The organism is Paenibacillus sp. FSL H8-0048 (genome assembly GCF_038002825.1).
Taxonomy (GTDB): Bacteria; Bacillota; Bacilli; order Paenibacillales; family Paenibacillaceae; genus Paenibacillus_AQ.
Genome location: NZ_JBBODF010000001.1, coordinates 2157277 through 2176333 on the forward strand (window position 1 = coordinate 2157277; position 19057 = coordinate 2176333).

Consider the following 19057-nt stretch of genomic DNA (forward strand, 5'->3'; position numbering starts at 1 on the left):
ATAAAGAGCTGTCCCAAGCAGCCGCTTCACGGCTTCCTAGACAGCTCCTTCTTTATGTTATGCATTTGGGGCGGAACTTACGCCGCTGCACTATATTTCAGCCGGCGGATAGACCAGGCCGACAGGATGACCAGATACACTCCGCTCATGGAGAAGAACAGCAGGTTCTCTGCCGGAGTCAGCCCGCGCTGGGTAAGCACGCCCATGCCAATGGTCAGCAGCGAATAAGGGAACAGCAGACCCAGCTTCAGCACATATAAGCCCAGCCCGACAAAGACCGCACACAGGCTGATTCCAATCGGCGTGGCAAAGCTGCGGATACGGATGGACAACCCGAGCTGCAGCGCGGCAATGCTGAGCGCAGCCACCCAGCCGCGAAAGGTCCACAGGATGATGTCCAGCGGAAAAGCCCCCGTCATAGACAGCATCCGTCCTGCCGCCCAATACATTAGAAGGAATAGCGCCTGCGCTCCGGCAATCAGCACGCCTACAATAACAAGCTTGGCTATAAAGAGGCCGGCTATGGGTACTGGAGCAGCCAGAATCATGTTCCAGTTCCGGTTCACATGCTCCAGCCTGCACACAAAGGCACAGCAGATGGCAATCAGAATCGGCAGGAAAAACTCCCCGTAAAATAAACTTACCTGCGTCCACAGGCTATACCAGCCGCCTTCGAGCACCTCACGGTTCATAACAAAGTTGGCGCAGCCAATCATCAGGCTGACCACAGGCAGACTGACCAGCACCAGTCCCATCCGCGAGCGGCGCAGCTTGGCCCATTCGGCAGCAACACTTCTGAGCATAAGTTCTCCTCCTTATATTGCCTGTCTTGAGATATGGGCATTTCCGCCCATATACAGGAGCAGCGTGATGAATAGAGCTGTAATGCATTGAAGGACAGGTATTGTACCTGTAATATAAGAACCCGCGGAAGCTTGATAGAGATAAGTCACCGGACTGAGATCCAAATAATAAGACCAGACGACCATCCGCCGGACAGCGGCAGGGAATAAGCTTGCGGTTGTCCCCAGGAACCCGCCCAGCATGCCAAGACATAGGGCAAACGCCTGATTCTTCACCGCCAGCGATATCCATTGCTGCATGGCAATAATCAGCAGACTGGCAATCAGAGTACCCGCAGTGAACTGAAGCAGCAGGCCTGCCGGAAGCGGTTCTGCGAGTCTATGGAACATGCCAAAGCCGGCAATAAAAACGACCTGGGCCAGAATGCCGTAGAGAATCAGACTTCCGGCACAGACGAATTTGGCGGCATAGACCGCCTGGCGTCCGACAGAGGTGGTCATCAGCATTTTCCAGGTATCCCCTTTATGCTCCATGTCGCAAATCCTTGACACCACAATCGCCGACAGAATCGGCAGGAACAGCCCGTTCATGGACGAGAGGCTGAAAATCAGCGCTTCCCAGGCGGCATTGTCTGCACTCCGCGAGATCGAGATGCTTATGGACATGGCTGCCCAGCCCAGCTCGGCGGCCAGAAAGAGCGTCAGCATCGCCCATACCCTTCTCCGCCGGATTTTGTAATATTCGAGGAACAAGGCTCTCGTCACAGGCTCCGCTCCTTTCCGGTAAGATCCAGGAAGATATCCTCCAGGCTCTTCTTCGACTCCACGATCCGGCTCACAGCAATCTGGCCTGACACCAGGATCTCATTGACCCGCGCCACCTCAGAGTCCGGCATGGCTCTGAACACCAGCTGCCCCTCTTGCATCCTGGGCCGGTACCCGTGCTCCGACAGAATCCGGACTGCCCGGGCGGAATCATCGATCCGGAAGTGAACCGCCGCCCGGTTCTGTGCCTGAAGCGCAGCCATCGTCCCCTGGAACAGCAGCTTGCCGTCACTGATGATTCCTACCGAGGTAGCGGTCTGCTCGATCTCAGACAACAGATGGCTGGATGCCACAATCGTCATGTCATACTGGGCAGGCAAGGATTTAATCAGCTCCCGGATCTCCCCGATCCCCGCAGGATCAAGACCATTGGTGGGCTCGTCCAGTATGAGCAGGCTCGGGAAAGCCAGCAGGGCCATGGCCAGACCCAGGCGCTGCTTCATTCCGAGTGAATATTGCCCGGCAGGCTTATGCCGGTGATTATCCAGCCGCACAATCTCCAGCACCTTATCGATATTCCTGGCAGGCAGGCTGCGCAGCCGCTGCATCACTCTCAGATTCTCAAGACCTGTCAGATGTCCGTAATAGGAAGGTGACTCTATCAGGGAACCCGTCCGGTTCAGAATCTCCAGCCGGTGGTTCCGCAGCTCTTGCCCGAACAGCTTAACTGTTCCTTGGCTGGGCTGCACCAGTCCGAGCAGCATCTTGAGCGTAGTCGTCTTCCCTGCTCCATTCGGACCGAGGAAGCCAAAAATCTCTCCCTGCTCCACCGTCAGATTTACCTGATCCACTCTGGGCGTTCCCCCATAGGTCTTGGTCAATTGCTGGGTCTCGATAATTGGATGTGTGTTCATAGGCTCCAGTTCAGCTCCCTTTCTGTCAAGTTGGCTCTTGCTTCCAAGCATAGCGGCCTTCCCTTACTGCAGACTGAAGATAACCTTACGCCTACCTTAAATACTCCGGCCCCGCCCATTCTTCAGCGCCTGATCGTGTATACTAATTATGGGTGATGACGATTGAATATGATGAAGAACCGCAAAATAATGATCGTCGAGGACGAGCAGAAGATACGCGAGATGATCGAGCTTTTTTTACGAAAAGAAGGGTATTACCGCATATACGCAGCTGGAGATTACAGCAGTGCCTTAGCAATGTGCCGCCAGGAGAAGCCGGATATCGCCATTCTCGATGTGATGCTGCCGGATGGGGACGGATTCTCGCTTCTCTCCGCCATACGCACCTTCTCCGGGATGCCGGTACTTTTCCTGTCGGCGCGTGGTGAAGATGAGGACCGGCTGCTGGGTCTGGGACTGGGGGCTGACGATTATATCGTTAAGCCCTTCCTGCCGAGGGAGTTAATACTGCGACTGAGCGCTGTGCTGAAGCGGGTATATGCGCCTTCCATACCAGAGCGGCTGCCTGTCTTCAGATCAGGTGAACAGGTAGTGGATCTGGACAGCGCTGTGGTACTAAGAGAAGGCCAGGAGCTGCCTCTGACGGCAAAGGAGCATGCCATTCTGATCAAGCTGCACCAGAACGGCGGCCGGATTGTGACCAGCGATGCCCTTTGCCAGGCGGTGTGGGGGGATGACAGCTACGGGTATGAGAACACCTTAATGGTACATATCCGGCGTATCCGCGAGAAAATCGAAGCAGACCCCTCGAAGCCGGAGCAATTGCTGACGGTCAGAGGACTTGGGTATAAGCTCATGGTGCAGGAGGCGCTCTAATGGACAGCGCGGTCCGGATTTTACGCAAATTCGTAGGCTCTACCCTGCTGGTCTCTACGCTGCTGCTCCTGTTCAACCTGATTCTAATCGGCTCTCTAATCTTCAAGGAGACCCATCAGGAGGCTTCACCGGAGAAGGTTGTGCGCGAGTTATCCTCAGCTCTGCAAGGGGCTGACGGCACATATTCCCTTGATCCCAAGGGGGCCGCGCTGCTTCAGCAGAACCGGGCCTGGGCTATGCTGCTGGATACGGGGGGCAGGGTAACATGGAGTGAGCAGCTTCCGCCGGAGATTCCGCGCGCTTACAACATCGTAGAGGTGGCGAAGTTCTCGCGCTACTACTTGCTGGAGTATCCTGTGTATATCTGGGAGCACCCGGAAGGACTTCTCGTCGTTGGCTATCCCAAATATTCATATGAAAAATATCAGCTCGGATACCTGACGGACTGGTTGCGCTCCCTCCCCTTAAGAGTGCTCCTCCTCCTGGCCTGCAACGTGGTACTGGCTGTGGCCCTTTCACTGTTCATCGGCTCCCGGCTGATCCGCAGTATCCGGCCGCTGATCAACGGCATTCATGCCCTGGCCAAAGACGAGCCGGTCCAACTGCAGACTGCCGGACTCTTCAGCGATTTGTCCGAGAGCATTAATTCGGCTTCCGCTACGCTGCAAACCAGGAGCTCGCAGCTGAAATCACGGGATGAAGCCCGCTCGAACTGGATCGCCGGGATCTCCCATGACATCCGCACTCCGCTCTCGATGATCCTGGGCTACGCGAGCAATCTGGAGGAGCAGGACAATCTAACCGGAGAGCAACGCCAGCAGGCTGCCATCATCCGCCGCCAAGGCGAGCAGCTAAGATCGCTGGTCAGCGATTTGAATCTCGTCTCGATGCTGGAGTATGACATGCAGCCGTTGCAGCTTAAGCCGGTCCGCTTATCCGCTCTGGCCCGGACCGTGGTCTCTGACTTCATGAATAACGGCCTGGAGGAGCATTATTCGCTGGACCTGTGCATTATGGACGAGCGCCTGCTAGTGACGGGCGACGAGAAACTGCTGTACCGTGCGGTAAACAATCTGGTCCAGAACAGCATCCGCCATAATCCGGACGGCAGCCGGATTACGGTAACGGTCTCCGGCAGCCGGAACCCGAAGGAGCCGGAATGCTGTCTAGCCGTATCCGATGAAGGGCCTGGGGTTCCGTCAGAGCTTTTGCCTGAGCTGATGCTGTTGCCCTACTCTGGAAAACGGACCCGCCCCGTCCGGCAGGGCCACGGGCTTGGCCTCCCGATGGTCGCCCGCATCGCGGAAGCTCACAAGGGTAAGCTTGTTCTGGAGAGCCCTCCGGGGGAAGGGCTGTGTGCGACTCTGAAGCTGCCGGCTTTACCTTTGCCCAAGTAGACATCAGGTTCCCGCAACGAAAAGCAGCGATCCTGCACTAATCAGGAGAATCGCTGCTTTTTAGCTTTTACAGCTGAGCGAATGGGTTCAGATCAGATACCCACAGAAATGAGAAACATAATGCAATAATCAATAGCTTTTTTAACATAAATCCCCCCCTTTATAATAAATTCAAGAAGATAACAGCACAATTTGTCGAATCCGCACATTGCTTAATCGCTGAATATCCTCAAATTTCAAACTAATCTTTTCTTCTCCAAAAGAAGGTGTGCGGGTGAAGCCCATCTCTCCCAATATTCGCTATATTCTGCTATGCTAATAGAAATTCATAGTAGATACAGGAGGCGTAACCCGGAATGGATGCATTTCAATATGAGCTTACCTCAGAGAGTTCGATTAACCTGAAATATGAGTACGGCGGTGAGTACTTCACGTTCAGCCTGTACCGGGATGACAGCGGGTGGGTGCTTCATCCATTTGACGGGATGCTGCTGCGGAATCCGGCGATGTGTACGCTGGTTGCACAGGAGCTGTTCAAGCACAAGCCTTTTCAGGTCATGCTGGCAAAAGAAGGTATCCTGTTCACCGATATACGCTCTACCGTCAATCTGGATAATATTAATGCGCCGGTAGCTGCACGCAATGAGCGGGAGCCGCGCGGTAACCCTGCTGACGATCTGATGGACTTCGTTCAGCAGCACTCGATTGAAGAGGTCATTGACTACGAATGCCAGTTGGTGGGGAGCCGTATCTCCTTTTACAAAGAGATTCTACAGCGCATGTTCATGGATAACCTGGGTCCCTCGGACCCCGAATTCCAGAAGATACAGGATATTGTGCGGATCTACGAGCAGGCGCTGGAACGGCTGTCCAGCCTGAACGGTCCGAATCTGGACGCCGGGAGCCGGGGAAGATTCTAAGCCTGCCAGTGCACTTATACAAGCTTGAACTACACATAGGAAAGGTTGGTTCTCAATGACACTTGAGCTTATCAAGGGGCAAAAATACAGCATAACCAAAGACAACCCCCGCCTCACGCAGCTCATCATCGGCCTGGGCTGGCAGGCTGCGGGAGCCGGGATTGAGATTGATAGCTCTGCTGTTCTGCTTACAGAGGCACAGCGGGTCTCCTCTGCGGCGGATCTCATATTCTATGGGCATCCCGCTGCCGGTGATCAGTCTGTAGCTCTATTATCCCCTGAGCAACGGATCAGCACAGGCACGGCTGACCAAGCACAAATCGCTGTCCGGCTCGACCAGATTCCTGCGGAATATGAGCGCATTGCGTTTGTGCTGACGATCCATGAAGCTGTGAAGCGGCAGCAGAGCTTCTCTTCCTTGGACGGTGCCTATCTGCGGATTATGAGCGCTGCGGACGGAACGGAGCTGCTGCGTTATCCGCTGGGCAACGGTTATTCGGTGGAAACTGCCATCGTTGCCGGGGAGCTCTACCGGTATCGGAGCGAATGGAAATTCAGTGCGGTCGGCTCTGGTTATGCCGGCGGCCTGCCCGCCCTGTGCCATAGCTACGGGATACCGGCGGATACGGCTCAGGCATTGGTTCAGACAGCGAGACCGGAGGCTCCGCCCCGGAAATCTCCTTTTGTTCTGCCGGAGCTGCGGCCACGCCCTAAGCAGAGGCCAGCGGACCTGTTGCCTCCGGCTTCGCCGCCCGGTTCTCCAGAGAATTCTGGAGAACGGCTGCTGAAGAACCGGGGAGAGACGGTCCGGCTTCAGAGCGGGCCGGGAGCTGCGGAGGAGATCGTCATCAATCTCAACTGGGTTCAGACCGAATCCTCCAGCTGGTTCGGCAGAAAAGGGATAGATCTCGATCTGGGCTGTCTGTTTGAGCTGAGCAATGGCCTCAAAGGCGCGGTCCAGGCGCTCGGTGAATCCTTCGGCAGTCTGAACCGGCCGCCTTACATCCTCCTGGACGGAGATGATCGCACCGGCTCGATTGCCACGGGCGAGAATCTGCGGATTAACAGCCACTATCTCTCCGAGATCAAGCGGATTGTTATCTTTGCCCTCATCTATGAGGGCGTGGCAAACTGGTCACAAGCCGGCGCCGTTGTAACCATAAGCCAGCAGGGCGGGCCTGAGATCAAGGTCCAGCTGGACGAGCACAACAACGATAAGGGAATGTGCGCCATCGCCATGCTTCACAGCCAACCGGATGGGAGCTTCAGCGTGGAACGGCTTGTGGAGTATTTCAGCGGTCATGAGGAGCTGGACCAGCGTTACCACTGGAATCTGCGGTGGGAGGCCGGGAGTAAGTAGGCATCAAGTAGCGGCCAGCATGAATAGGAAAAACGTCCCCTGGCGGGCGGTGATACCGCCGATAGCGCTGAGCCACCCTCTGCCGGACCAATGTGGTCGGTTTTTCGTATACATTGAGCCCACGTGCCCTCATGGCAGTGCAGCATAAGGCATTTAGCCCCCAGCACAAAACAGCCCTTCCCCGTCTAAGACGGATGGAAGGGCTGTTTGTGCTGTAATTATTTTATTCTGCCGTATGATCTACAGAAGCTGCCTGAATGCTGCCGAATGCCCAGTAGCCCACCGGGACATCTGTCCATTTCTGAACTGCGCTGGTCAGCGGAGCGATATCAAGGGCACGGTTGACGATAGTTACAGCTTCTGCACGCGTTAACGTCTGGTCCGGACGGAACGTGCCGTCTTCGTAACCGGTGATGATGCCAGCCTGAGACATCCGTTCAATGGCTGCCTGAGCCCAATGTCCGGAAATATCACTGAAGCCGGCCGCATGGTCTTGTGCGCTTATAATCAAGCGGGACAAAATGGTCGCCATTTCGGCTCTTGTAATTGTCTGGTTAGGCTTGAAGCTGCCTCCGCTGTAACCCTTCATGATGCCGCTTCGCGTCACTTGACCGATTGCTTCTGCCGCCCAGTGTCCGGCAGGAACATCGGAATACGCTACGCCAGCAGTAACATTGGACTGGCTGAAGGTGCGGGCAATGATGCTGGCCGCTTCTGCCCGGGTAATGCTGTTCCCTGGCTTGAAGGTGCCATCGGCATAACCCGTCATATACGCCTTCACCTGTACCGCAGGATCTTGTGCAAGTACAACGGTAAAGGTACTAAATTTGCTGATGCTAAATTGAATGCCTGACTTTCCGGTCTGGCCAAAAGGTACGATCTCTCCCTTGACCAATTCTTTGGTGCCGTCGCTATGTTCAATGAAGACCGCAAGTGCCTTCAGTTGCTCCGCCGTTAACGAAGTGTTATTAAGCGGTAATACCAGCGTAACCGGACGGCTCTGCAGATTGGTCTCAATTGTTACAGGACGGCTTACTAACGTAACTGCCGCACCGCGGGATACACTCTGTACCTGTGCTTTTGCAAGAGCTTCAACCTCTGCGCTCTGCTGTGATGTCTTCAGTGGAACGAGGTTGAAGTAAATATCTGTACCGAATCCAGCCATTGAGCTGCCCGGCACCTTCACCTCAGCATTCACTGTAAATAGATCCAGCATAATCTGATTATCAGCAAATTGCTTGCTGGAGGTTGCCGGAATAGTCAATCTGGTTCCAGCCACCTCGTCATTCTTATCAGGCACGATGATTTTGGCAATATTGGACCCTGCGGCCTTAAGCTCATTAACTGCCCGGATGGCCTGATCCAATGTGAACGTAAGAGTGTCACTTTTCACACCGTTTGAATCCTTGGTGCGGGTAATGACAACGGAGGAGACCATAGAGCCTTGAGCAGCACCGTTTTCAACATTCGCATTGATGCTTTCAGTCTGCGGGATTGGTGTCGGTACCGGAGCCGGGGCTCCCCCTCCTGAGCCTGAACCGCCGCCCGGTGCCGGTGTAGGAGAATCAGTTGGTGTGACCGGAACAGGAACTGTCGAGAAGCTCCATACCTTACTATCCGCAAGTCCTGCATAGCTGTTACCTGATTCATCTGTAAAAGCACCCGGCTCGATCAGCACATAATAGCTGCCGCCCTGCTTCAATAAACTGCTAGTATTGATGCTAACGATATCGTTTGTAATAGTGACAAGCTCCCGATTGCCCGCTTCGATTGTCGTTACAATCTCATGATCTGCTGCATTTACAAGCTCAATATTCCCTTTTCCAGCAAGCACATTCTCGTTAAAAGTCAGTGAGAGTATAGCAGATACAGGTACATGCGTTGCACTGCCTGCCGGACTGTAAGAGGTTACTACAGGTGCTGCTGTATCCGGTGCACTGGTAGTCACAAACCGCCAGGCGTTAATGCCTGCAATCCCGGCATAGCCATTGCCCGCGTGATCTGTAAATGCTCCCTCTGTAACCCGTACAAAGTAACTCGTCCCATGCTCCAGGTTATCCGCCGGATTGATGGTTACGACATTGTTCAGGATCGTTACCCTGTCCGAAAGAGCAGGAATCGCCGCTACCGGATGACTATCATCGGTGCTGCGGAAAATCTCAATAGTACCCGCTGCTGCCCGTACATTTTCGCTGAAGCTAAGGACCAGATTCGTGTTCACTGCCACTTCGGTGGCCCATGGCTCCGGTGAATATGTGATCACCGTTGGCGAGATCCGATCCGGTGCATCTGTGGTTGTGAACTGCCAGACTGTACTCTCTGCATTACCGGCATAGCCGTTGCCTGCGAGATCAGTAAATGCCCCGGCTCCAATCTGTACATAGTAACTCACACCATACTTCAGATCATCCGTAGGATTAATCGTCACTGCATTGCTATGAATAGTTACATTCCCGGAAGCTGCAGGAATCGTCGCTACCGGTGCATGATTCGCACTATTGTAAATGACGATATTGCCTTCACCAGCCTTTACATTCTCACTGAAGGTAAGCTCCAGATTAGCTCCAATAGCTACACCTGTTGCACCATTCGCAGGTGTGTACGTGTTCAACACAGGTGCAGTTGTATCTGGCGCAGCCGGGGTGGTGAACTGCCAGGTTGTACTGTCCGCAATTCCGGAGTAGAAGTTGCCGGATAGATCTGCGAAGGCATCTCCTGTAATTCTCACATAGTAGCTTGTACCATACTCCAGATGTTGAGCCAGGTGGATTGTTGCTTTGTTGTTCAGAATGATTGCCTTACTGGCAGCAATAGTAGCTACCGCTTTGTCGGAGTCAGGGCTGTAGATCTTAATGCTGCCTTCCCCTGCCCTTACATTCTCGCTGAAAGTAAGCTCCAGATCAGTTCCAACCGCTACATCTGCTGCACCGTTCGCAGGTGAGTATGTGTATACAATTGGCGCAGTCTTATCGGGCTCGCTGGTAGTAGTAAACCGCCAGGTTGTATCGTTAGTGATACCCGCATAGCTGTTGCCCGCCATATCCGCAAATGCATTGTTCTCAATCTGTACATAGTAGGTTGTACTGTAATCGAGGTCAGCCTCCAGATTGATCGTTACTACATTAGCGTCAATGATGACTTGAATAGATTCGGCAGGAATCGTCACCGGCGGAACACTGCTGTTCGTGCTGTTATATATTTTAATGCTGCCTTCCGATCTCTGTACATCCTCGTTGAAAATAAAGCTCAGGTTGGTGCCAATCTCTACATTCTTTGCCCCATTCTCAGGAGTAAAGCCGCTTGCTAACGGCGGTGTAGTATCTGGCGCATCGTTTGTTGTAAACCACCAGGTGTTACTGTCTATGATGCCGGAGAAATAGTTATCCGCTGCATCTTTGAATGCTACGTCTCCGATTTCAACATAATAACTAGTACTGTGTTTCAAAGAGAACAACAGTTCAATAGTAACAACACTGCCATTCACCATTACATTATCCGAATTAACAGGAATAATCTGTTCCGGTATATCGCGTTCCGTGCTGTTGTAAATCAGAATGTTGCCGCTCTCCTTCATTACATCCTCAGTGAACGTAATCGTAAGATCGGTGTCAGTGTCTACTGATGTCCCCCAACGCTCCGGAGTCAAACTGTCTACAGCCGGAGCTGTGGTATCTGCTGCTCCAGCTACTGTCGTGAAGCTCCATTCACCCGCTGCAATCGCGGAATTTCCATATTCGCTCTTATTGATGAAGGCATTCTCGTCAATTGTTACGGAATATTTAGTGCTTTCAACAAAATCCTCGCCCGGATTAATTGTTACGGTATTATTAACAGGATCTACTGATACCCTGCTATCCTTCGCCGGGATGATTTCAACCGGAGCAGACAGATCCGCAGCCTTGAAAATCCGGATATTTCCAGTTGCTTCATCCACCGGCTGATTGAAGGTCAGAACCAGATTGGCATTAATCTCCACATCGGTATCATCATTTCCCGGAGTCAGACTGAGCACCCGCGGAATGTTTGGAACGGCATTGGACTCAATGATCACACCAGTTACACCCACAGCGATAAAGCGGTTATGGCTCTGATTAAATGCGATTCCATTAAGGGTTGCTGTCGTACCTGTATTTTCAGGCTTCCAATTCTGCCCCATATCACTAGTAGAGATAACCTTACCGCCGTCTCCAGCGGCCATAAATACCCCGTTCCCGTAAGTCACTCCGTTCAGATTCACTTTAGAATCCAGGGCCTGCTCAACGCCTCTCTTACTATCCGGAGAGATAATGATGGTTCCGGACGCCCCGACAGCCATGAACATGCCACCGCCGAAGCTGATGCCCTTTAAATTTTCGGTTGTTTTGCGTGTTACCTTAGTCCAATCAGATCCATCTTTGGACATTACCACTGTACCGTTATCACCCACAGCTACAAACGTACCGTTGCCGTAAGCCACAGCGTTCAGATTCGCATTAGTGTCTGAGTATACTATATTCCAATCAGGGTCATTGTCGTTGTCATTTTTCATCATGATAGATCCTGATTCGCCGACTAGAACTAATTTTTTATCACCGTAACTGACTCCATTCCATTTCATAGTGATGAATCCATCGGAGGGTGTCCAGGACACGCCATTTGTTGACGTTAGGACTATCCCGTTGGCACCGACTGCAACATATTCGCCATCTGTTCCTGTATGGATAATATCGTTCAAATTCTCGGTCACACCTGATTCCCGGTCTGTCCAGGTCATGGAGCTGCTTAACGCACCAATCTCCCCTTCATTGCCCACCATTACTGTACCGGTGCCTATTGCTACTGCATTTAATGTAATTCCGTCTGGTGCCGTATCTAGTGTAGTCCAGCTTGCCGCACCATTATCTGTTGAACCCGCATATACCGGAAAGGCCCCGGTCCAAACCAAACTGATCGTGAGTAGCAACGAGAAAACTTTTTTCAATCCCTTACCCTTAAACAATGTATCGCTCCCCCTTGTTCATTCATCCTGTGCGCTATATTGCAAATTCTGCTGGAGTGTAGCATCTGCCCCCTTAGAAATTTCATATCTGGGCTCCATTCTAGCAGACCGCTCTAAACAAACTCTTAACAATTCTCGACAAAAACCGATTCACGAGGACCTAATTGGGGTATGGCTCTAAAAAAAATGAAAAAGTCCTGATTTTTCTAAAAAAAATAGCAAAAAATAGCACTTTGAGCTTTCACTCATAGGTGCTATTTTTATTATCAGTCTCTATGGCTATCCTATGAACAAGGGGAGTGTTACCTGTGAGCATGATTGTACGGCTTACAGTAATTAGATCAACGGAGAAGCCAGCAGTACCGCCGCTATAAAAACAAGCTGAATCGCTAGACGTACCGGCAATTTCGGGACCGGCTTGCCGCCAATCGTCAGGTGATTGCGGGCAGCATAGATATTGGCGGGGAGCATGGCGGTCAGCAGCACAACCAGACACACTGCGGCCGCCAAGGAAACAGCGGGCAGCAATAATCCAATAGCCCCGGTAATCTCCAGCATTCCGGTAACCGTCACAATCCATTCCTTCCCCGGGAAAACAGGCGGTACCATTCTAACTAAATCCGGCCGCCGCCGTCCCCAGTGAGCCGAAGCTCCGAGCAGCAGCATCACAGCTACGGCCCATTGAAGGGCGGTTTGCCAGTCATTCCAATACTGGAGGCCCAGCAGACCCATTCCCCGGAACAGCAAAAAGGATGCGATGAGCGCATAAAAAGGAATCATTTAAACTCTCCCCTTCTATCACTTGATAATGCTTCATCTTCATTCTTCAGAATACCAGCCATGAACTCAGATACCTCTCTTGCAGAAAGGGACTCGTTAGAGGGACGCATGGAGGCCCGCACCCGCAGACCCAGTGACAACAGAACGAACAGCTCCGCCGTCTCATCAGGATTCACTGTTTCTTTGATCACTCCATATTTCTGTCCCGTACTAATCCATTGTCTGGATACGGATACCGACCGCTCATGAAATTGCTTAAGCACCTCCGCTACCACCGGCTCATTCTCCTTGCCCAGCAGGTATAGAAGCACCTTATTCGTCGCCTCATGGCTGTCCTCCAGTCCGGCCAGACTTCTTGCAATCGCCAGCATCGGCCCCTCGAAGGCTTTGTCCAGACTGCCTGCCACTTCCTCCTCGAAACGATCATTCACAGCATCAAGCCGCTCCTCCAGCACCCAGGCAAAAATCTCATCCTTGCTTTTCACATAATGAAAAATAGCCCCCTTCGACAATTGCGACCGCTCCATGATGTCCTTCAAAGTAATGGCGTGACAGCTTTTGTCCCGCAGCAGCTCCTTGGTAGCCTCCAACAGCTGCCGGATTGTCTGCTTGCGGCGGTCTGCGTTCTTCATCGCTATTCTCCTCTTTTGTCCGGCATAGTTAAGATTGAGTTAATTTAAAATATGATTACTGCTGATTATACATACCGACCATCGGTTTGTAAATTGGTATATCAAAATCCGGGAGATTTCGGACTGCAACGGAATTCTGCTTTAAGTAACTGCCGCAAGATCGCAATCCTACAGGTTCAGTGTTACGGCCGTTGAACAGCTCACATTCGGTAAATGTTGCGTGCCGTATCGCCCTTCCTCTTCTAAATCAGAAGTAGAGCGGTCTGATCCAGACCTCCATGTGAAATGTGTTACATGTTACCTTCAAATAGAGGATATACATCTCAAAGAATGTTGGGGAGGCAACTGCATTATGCAAAAGAAACACTGGGGGTACAAAGGAGTTCTGCTGGCTATTATTGCGATACTGGTAATCTCACTTGCGGGCTGTAGCAGCTCTGCGAACAAGGGGACAGAAGTAACTCCGCAGAACGTTGAGAAGCAAGCGGCGGCGGCAGCGACAAGTCAACTGGCAAAGGCAAGCCCTTCTGCACCTGGCGCAGCACTCTCCTTCAAGCCGGGGAAATACACGGCCAAGGGGAACGGAAAAAACGGTCCGATCGAAGTGGAAACAGAATTCACCGAGACCGCGATCAAAAGCATCAAGGTGTTAAGCCAGAATGAAACGGAAGGCATTGCCCAAGGGCCGCTAAAGATTGTTCCTGAAAAAATCATCAGTGAGCAAAGCCTCGCAATCGATGCCGTCTCCGGCGCTTCTATGACCACTAAGGGTATTCTGGACGCGGTGGAAGATTGCGCCAAGCAGGCAGGCGGGGATCTAGCCGTCCTGAAGCAGGCCAAGGCCACTGCCGAGAATAAGGAAGTAGAGGAGATCACGGTGGATATAGCCGTGGTAGGTGCCGGTGCGGCCGGTACAGCTGCGGCGCTTGCCGCCGAAGACAGCGGGGCCAGCGTCGTACTGCTGGAGAAGACAGCTACACCTATGGGAGCCGGCACTATGGCCGGAGGCATGTTCGCCGCCGATTCCCAGCAGCAGAAGGACAAGAAGGCCACAGTCAGCAAGCAATGGCTCTATGACCAATACATGGCGGCCTCAGATGGATACATGAACTCACTGCTGGTCCGCACCATTATTGATGAAGCCGGTAAGACAGTTGACTGGCTGAATGCAAATGGCGCCAAAATGACCCTGGTGGATGCCGGCACCGGCTTTGCCTTTGAGCATATCGGAATGCCTGCCACGCTGCACGGATACCAGGAAGGCGGCACAGTTGCGATTACCAAGCTGATCAAGTCTTTTGAAGCCAAATCAGGACAGGTTCGCTTCAGTACTCCGGTGACTGAGCTGCTGACAGACTCTGACGGTGCAGTAACCGGCGTGCTGGCTAAGAAAGAGGATGGCTCCAAGCTCAAAGTGAACGCCAAGGCTGTCGTCATTGCAACAGGCGGCTTCGGCGGCAACAGCGAGATGATGGAGAAGTATTTCGGCAAGAAGTTCACTCCGGGACAGATTGCTACAAATACAGGTGACGGCATCCAAATGGCCTGGAAGGCTGGTGCTGATCCATACGGAATGACCTCGTCCCAGTATTTTGCGCAAATCTTTACGCCTGAAGAGATCGCTAAGCTGGCCCCGATCAACAAGGATTGGTACAGCCTGACCAAGTTCAGTGAGTACCCGAACCTGAGAGTGAATACGCTGGGCCAGCGCTTTTCCGATGAGACTAAGGTTACCCTCTTCGCTGTGCACGGCGCTGAGATTCACATGCAGCCCAAAGAGACGGAATTCCTGATTCTGGACTCCGCCATGCTGAACACCATCAAGAAGAAGGGCCTGGCTGCCATCGAGCCGCATTTCTCCAAATGGAAGGGCAACCGGCAATTCTACATGGAATTCAATGAACCGAATGATACAGATGTTATACTTGCAGATGAGAATAAGCCTACGGACTACACTCCGCTGCTGGATTCAATGAAAGGTACCGGTGTTGTCCACAAAGCAGATTCACTGGAGGCACTGGCTCAGGAGATCGGCGTGGACAAGGATACGTTCCTTGCGTCCGCCAACCAGTATAATACTGCTATCGCCCAGGGCAATGACCCTATGTTCTTCTCCGACACGAAGCGGCTGGTTCCGCTCAAGCAAGGTCCTTATTATGCCATTAAGTATGTCGGACGTAACCTCGGAACGCTGGGCGGCGTACGCATCAATGAGAAGATCGAAGCCACTGATTCGGACGGCCGGGCCATTCCTGGACTTTACGTTGCCGGCGCTGATGCAGGCGGGATGTACGGACAGGCCTATGTTGATTTTGAAGGCGGTACACTTGGCTTTGCCTATACCTCCGGCCGGCTGGCCGGTATCCATGCTGCCGGGTACTCGCATAAGTAATTAGACAACGAATTGCACAATTGTTAAAAAATCGCCCTACCTTTACCCGGTATGGGCGATTTTGTGCTGAATCTTCTCCACCCGAATCCGATTATAATGAAGTAAAACTATAAAGGGAGTCTGTACGTCATGTTAGATATTCTCGCGCTGCTGGAGTGCTATAACACCTATGATCAGGATGATATTTACTTTGATGTTGCCAAAACTATGCTGGAGAACTATAACCAGCTTCAGACTTCAAGCATACAGGAATTCGCTGAGTCCAACCATATTTCAGTCTCTACGGTCAGCCGCTTCATGCGGCAGATGTATTATGACAACTTCTCAAGCTTCCGGATGATCTATGAGCAGACGCCTCTGCAATATCAATATGACGGCAAATACTATCCTGCATTGAAGGAAGAGGACATAGATCCGGTAGCCTATGGTGAGCTGCTGGCCGAGAAGATTAAGGCAACCACCAGCCAACTGGATGGACAGGCGATCACTTCGCTGCTGTCCATGATCGAATCCAGTGACGAGATCGTTTTCATCGGTATTCCCTTGCATTCCGAGATCTGGCGGCTTCAGGTGGAGCTGGTGCTCCTGGGCAAAAAAACCAAAGCGTTTATCGACCCCAACTATCAAGTCAATGCCGTTGACGGTGTGAACGAAAAGTCGGCCGTCATCAGCTTGATCTATATGCCGCAGTATAATCTTCATCAGGTGCAGCAGTTGAAGAGGGCTAAGGAAAAAGGTGCCCGGACTGCCTGCATAGCTCACGTAAGGCTACAAGGTATAGAGAACATTGTTGACCTGTCGCTGCAATACGAAGGCACCGGCACCCAAGTAGACAGCCTGCTGATGCAGGTGCTGCTTAACTACATTGGGCTTCGCTTACGGAACAAGCTGCTCTTAGGGAAGCGATAGAGGGAGGCCATTTATGAATCACGATTATTATGTGAATTGCATCACTCAGGGAATGGAACAATATCTGCACACCCTGGCGTTGGCAGAACATATGCAATATCACCAGGGGGAAGTGGAATGGATTTCTCCTTTGCCCGGCTTCGACGGCCCCTCACTAGTTTTTAAAGTATCTCTTGAGGAGGATACAGCAAGCGAGCATATTGGCAATCTGCTGCCTGACTTAAAAACAGGAGCACTTCCAAAAATATGGTTTATCCCGCCAAGCTCCAAGCCTGCAAACCATATTACGAATTTTGGCTTTCACGCAGCGAGCTATCTTTTTATCTTGCTTACCTGGATGGTGTTCCCATAGCTACCTCGGCTGCCATGCAGACCGGCAATCAGGCATCCATTGAGTTTGTATCCACCCTGCAGCCGTATCGAAATCAAGGTGCTGCAAGCGCTCTGTGCCTCAAAACCCTCAATGATTTACATAACAAGGGTGTGCGGACAGCGACCCTGAGAGCAAGCCACGAAGCCAATACGCTTTATATAAAGCTTGGATTCAAGCCCTATTTTCAAACCATAGTTATGTCTTATGAAGAATTAGAACGCTAGCCTCACGCATGCCAGCGATGCGTTCTTTTCCTCAGTTCAGTTATATTACCGTTCCCGGCACTCGATAAGAACTTTGTGATATCCGGCCTAAATTCAATTTCAATCTGATCTTTGAATACTGTTATCCTTTCAATGATCCATCTCAACATAACTTTTTTGTTGTCATGGCTAGCTTCATTATATTTTAAAATCCACCCACTAATATTTTTGGCCAATTCTATAATTTCACTTAATTCTAGTTTTTTCGTCTGAAGTTGCTCCTCAAGTGATCTGACTTCCTGATCAAGTTTTTGCAATTCCTTTTCTTTATCCTCAATCATTTCATTTAATAGTTCTGGCTTGAAGGCACTCTTTCCCAAAATACTTTTTGTCACTTCCTTTTTAAGTAAGTTCAATTCAACATATTCGCTTGCCAACTCTTGATTTTTTTTATCAAGGAATTCTTTAATATCCTTATACTCCTCTAGATCATAACCTCTGGAAAATTCTATGTAGTCTATCTTTTTCAAAGATGCGAGATATTGATTAACAACATCAGCAACAGTATCTTCAATTTTATTTTGTGCATAAATAGTCTGCCCCTTGCAATCAACCTTCCTTAACGCTTTGCCAGAACATCGATAAACCGCCCGTTTCCACATTTTAATCGTACCATCAGCAAGAGTGTATTTTTTGGCATTATATGTTGTAGTCAAAGGGGAGCCACAATAACCACATTTTATAAACCCGACCAATAGAAGCGGGCCTACCGAGGTGTTAACTCGTTCCCGATTATGGTCTTTAACTTGTTCTTTCGACCTAGAACTTCTTAGCAATTGAATATTATCAAAATCTTCTTTATCGATAATTACTAATTGAAGTTGTTGTTTTTCGGGCATCGTCCATTCTGCTTTACCTTTAGTCTCAAAAATCCCTTCAACCGATTTTCTTTTTCCATAGGCCGGATACCCTTTATACACAGGATTTCTAAGAATAAAGTTCACAGCAGCAGTGTTCCATTTACCTCCGGTAGAAGTGGGGATTGTATTTTCATTAAGAAACTTAGCAATTCGATTACTTCCAAAACCCTCTTTTATCACCATATTGAACATCTGTTTGACGATGGTAGCTTGTTCTTCATTTATTTCCAGCTTCATCAGCTCTTTGCCTTTCTTATTTTTAATTCCTGAAGGTGTTAACCGGTATCCGAATGGGGCAGTGCCACCTCTAAATGCACCATCTTCGGCCATTTGTGTATGTTTTTCATCAACGCGCATCGAAGTTTTTTGAGATTCGTTATTCGATTGCCAGAATCTAAGGAAGTTTGTTATGTCATGCCCTTCGTCTGTAAATTCTTGTTGACCTTCTTTTACTGACCAGACTTCAATTCCCATTGAGTTGAACCATTTTAATAACAGAGGAGTTTCATATGTCCTTCTTCCTAATCTGTCGAACATGAAACAAAGCAATACATCAAAGTGACTATTTTCTGCATCATATCTAGCACGTTGAATTTCATCTCTGTCCTCATTCGCTGTCTTATATCCAGAAACGCCTTTCTCCGTATACTCTTTTACCAACATCCAACCCTTACTATTAATAAACTCTTGACAAGCCCTACGTTGCATAGGAATATCATTTCCTTCAAGCTGCCCCTTTGTTGATACTCTGTAAAATGCTGCGACCCGCCTCTTATCCCCCATATCGAAAGACCTCCCATCAGTCATATATACTACCATATTTTAATCCTTATTA

At 50.7% G+C, this 19057-nt stretch carries 15 protein-coding genes; 8 read left to right on the forward strand and 7 right to left on the reverse strand.

The genetic code is table 11. From position 1 onward, the window contains the following. Window positions 1–77: 77 nt before the first annotated feature. The 3 genes from NSU18_RS09385 to NSU18_RS09395 are packed head-to-tail and all read right to left on the reverse strand — an operon-like array spanning window position 78 to window position 2482. Window positions 78–803: an ABC transporter permease gene (locus NSU18_RS09385; RefSeq protein ID WP_341148850.1), complete on the reverse strand. Its 726-nt coding sequence runs from the start codon at window positions 801–803 to the stop codon at window positions 78–80. A gap of 12 nt (window positions 804–815) precedes the next feature. Then, on the reverse strand, window positions 816–1568 hold the full coding sequence (locus NSU18_RS09390; RefSeq protein ID WP_341148851.1) for an ABC transporter permease: 753 nt from the start codon (window positions 1566–1568) through the stop codon (window positions 816–818). Next, complete coding sequence (locus tag NSU18_RS09395) at window positions 1565–2482, reverse strand: ABC transporter ATP-binding protein (protein WP_341148852.1); 918 nt, start codon at window positions 2480–2482, stop codon at window positions 1565–1567. The genes NSU18_RS09390 and NSU18_RS09395 overlap by 4 nt, the downstream gene beginning before the upstream one ends. 168 nt (window positions 2483–2650) lie before the next feature. On the opposite strand from NSU18_RS09395, the gene NSU18_RS09400 reads away from it, so the two are divergent. The 4 genes from NSU18_RS09400 to NSU18_RS09415 all read left to right on the forward strand — a co-directional run bounded on the left by NSU18_RS09400 (window position 2651) and on the right by NSU18_RS09415 (window position 7035). Further along, a complete protein-coding gene (locus NSU18_RS09400) occupies window positions 2651–3358 on the forward strand; it encodes a response regulator transcription factor (RefSeq protein WP_445321795.1) in 708 nt (235 codons plus the stop codon). After that, the gene (locus tag NSU18_RS09405; RefSeq protein ID WP_341148853.1) at window positions 3358–4755 is read left to right on the forward strand and encodes a sensor histidine kinase; all 1398 of its coding nucleotides are present in this window, start codon (window positions 3358–3360) and stop codon (window positions 4753–4755) included. The genes NSU18_RS09400 and NSU18_RS09405 overlap by 1 nt, the downstream gene beginning before the upstream one ends. A 356-nt stretch (window positions 4756–5111) precedes the next feature. Continuing rightward, entirely contained in the window at window positions 5112–5675 is a 564-nt protein-coding gene (locus NSU18_RS09410; RefSeq protein WP_341020216.1) for a hypothetical protein, read from the forward strand. 55 nt (window positions 5676–5730) lie between these two features. Continuing rightward, window positions 5731–7035 (forward strand): TerD family protein, encoded by a 1305-nt coding sequence (locus tag NSU18_RS09415; protein ID WP_341148854.1) that lies wholly within the window; start codon window positions 5731–5733, stop codon window positions 7033–7035. 223 nt (window positions 7036–7258) lie between these two features. Here the strand turns inward: NSU18_RS09415 and NSU18_RS09420 are convergent, their stop codons facing one another. The 3 genes from NSU18_RS09420 to NSU18_RS09430 all read right to left on the reverse strand — a co-directional run bounded on the left by NSU18_RS09420 (window position 7259) and on the right by NSU18_RS09430 (window position 13425). Next, the gene (locus tag NSU18_RS09420; RefSeq protein ID WP_341148855.1) at window positions 7259–12013 is read right to left on the reverse strand and encodes an Ig-like domain-containing protein; all 4755 of its coding nucleotides are present in this window, start codon (window positions 12011–12013) and stop codon (window positions 7259–7261) included. 336 nt (window positions 12014–12349) lie between these two features. Then, window positions 12350–12793 (reverse strand): DoxX family protein, encoded by a 444-nt coding sequence (locus NSU18_RS09425; RefSeq protein ID WP_341020210.1) that lies wholly within the window; start codon window positions 12791–12793, stop codon window positions 12350–12352. Beyond that, on the reverse strand, window positions 12790–13425 hold the full coding sequence (locus tag NSU18_RS09430; RefSeq protein WP_341148856.1) for a TetR/AcrR family transcriptional regulator: 636 nt from the start codon (window positions 13423–13425) through the stop codon (window positions 12790–12792). The genes NSU18_RS09425 and NSU18_RS09430 overlap by 4 nt, the downstream gene beginning before the upstream one ends. Before the next feature lie 352 nt (window positions 13426–13777). On the opposite strand from NSU18_RS09430, the gene NSU18_RS09435 reads away from it, so the two are divergent. The 4 genes from NSU18_RS09435 (at window position 13778) to NSU18_RS09450 (ending at window position 17323) form a co-directional block, all read left to right on the forward strand. Then, on the forward strand, window positions 13778–15817 hold the full coding sequence (locus NSU18_RS09435) for an FAD-dependent oxidoreductase (protein WP_341148857.1): 2040 nt from the start codon (window positions 13778–13780) through the stop codon (window positions 15815–15817). A gap of 129 nt (window positions 15818–15946) precedes the next feature. Beyond that, entirely contained in the window at window positions 15947–16726 is a 780-nt protein-coding gene (locus tag NSU18_RS09440) for a MurR/RpiR family transcriptional regulator (RefSeq protein WP_341020204.1), read from the forward strand. A 13-nt stretch (window positions 16727–16739) separates the two neighbouring features. Next, a complete protein-coding gene (locus NSU18_RS09445) occupies window positions 16740–17078 on the forward strand; it encodes a hypothetical protein (RefSeq protein ID WP_341148858.1) in 339 nt (112 codons plus the stop codon). After that, complete coding sequence (locus tag NSU18_RS09450) at window positions 16973–17323, forward strand: GNAT family N-acetyltransferase (protein WP_341148859.1); 351 nt, start codon at window positions 16973–16975, stop codon at window positions 17321–17323. Before NSU18_RS09445 ends, NSU18_RS09450 begins: the two co-directional genes overlap by 106 nt. Before the next feature lie 2 nt (window positions 17324–17325). On the opposite strand, the gene NSU18_RS09455 is transcribed toward NSU18_RS09450, so the two are convergent. Next, complete coding sequence (locus tag NSU18_RS09455) at window positions 17326–19005, reverse strand: recombinase family protein (protein ID WP_341148860.1); 1680 nt, start codon at window positions 19003–19005, stop codon at window positions 17326–17328. Between the last annotated feature and the right edge of the window lie 52 nt (window positions 19006–19057).

Coding starts and splice junctions, on each gene's coding strand:
- NSU18_RS09435 (WP_341148857.1), top strand. CDS start 13,778: ATGCAAAAGAAACACTGGGGGTACAAAGGAGTTCTGCTGGCTATTATT.
- NSU18_RS09440 (WP_341020204.1), top strand. CDS start 15,947: ATGTTAGATATTCTCGCGCTGCTGGAGTGCTATAACACCTATGATCAG.
- NSU18_RS09405 (WP_341148853.1), top strand. CDS start 3,358: ATGGACAGCGCGGTCCGGATTTTACGCAAATTCGTAGGCTCTACCCTG.
- NSU18_RS09400 (WP_445321795.1), top strand. CDS start 2,651: ATGATGAAGAACCGCAAAATAATGATCGTCGAGGACGAGCAGAAGATA.
- NSU18_RS09425 (WP_341020210.1), bottom strand. CDS start 12,793: ATGATTCCTTTTTATGCGCTCATCGCATCCTTTTTGCTGTTCCGGGGA.
- NSU18_RS09445 (WP_341148858.1), top strand. CDS start 16,740: ATGAATCACGATTATTATGTGAATTGCATCACTCAGGGAATGGAACAA.
- NSU18_RS09430 (WP_341148856.1), bottom strand. CDS start 13,425: ATGAAGAACGCAGACCGCCGCAAGCAGACAATCCGGCAGCTGTTGGAG.
- NSU18_RS09395 (WP_341148852.1), bottom strand. CDS start 2,482: ATGAACACACATCCAATTATCGAGACCCAGCAATTGACCAAGACCTAT.
- NSU18_RS09415 (WP_341148854.1), top strand. CDS start 5,731: ATGACACTTGAGCTTATCAAGGGGCAAAAATACAGCATAACCAAAGAC.
- NSU18_RS09455 (WP_341148860.1), bottom strand. CDS start 19,005: ATGGGGGATAAGAGGCGGGTCGCAGCATTTTACAGAGTATCAACAAAG.
- NSU18_RS09450 (WP_341148859.1), top strand. CDS start 16,973: ATGGTTTATCCCGCCAAGCTCCAAGCCTGCAAACCATATTACGAATTT.
- NSU18_RS09410 (WP_341020216.1), top strand. CDS start 5,112: ATGGATGCATTTCAATATGAGCTTACCTCAGAGAGTTCGATTAACCTG.
- NSU18_RS09385 (WP_341148850.1), bottom strand. CDS start 803: ATGCTCAGAAGTGTTGCTGCCGAATGGGCCAAGCTGCGCCGCTCGCGG.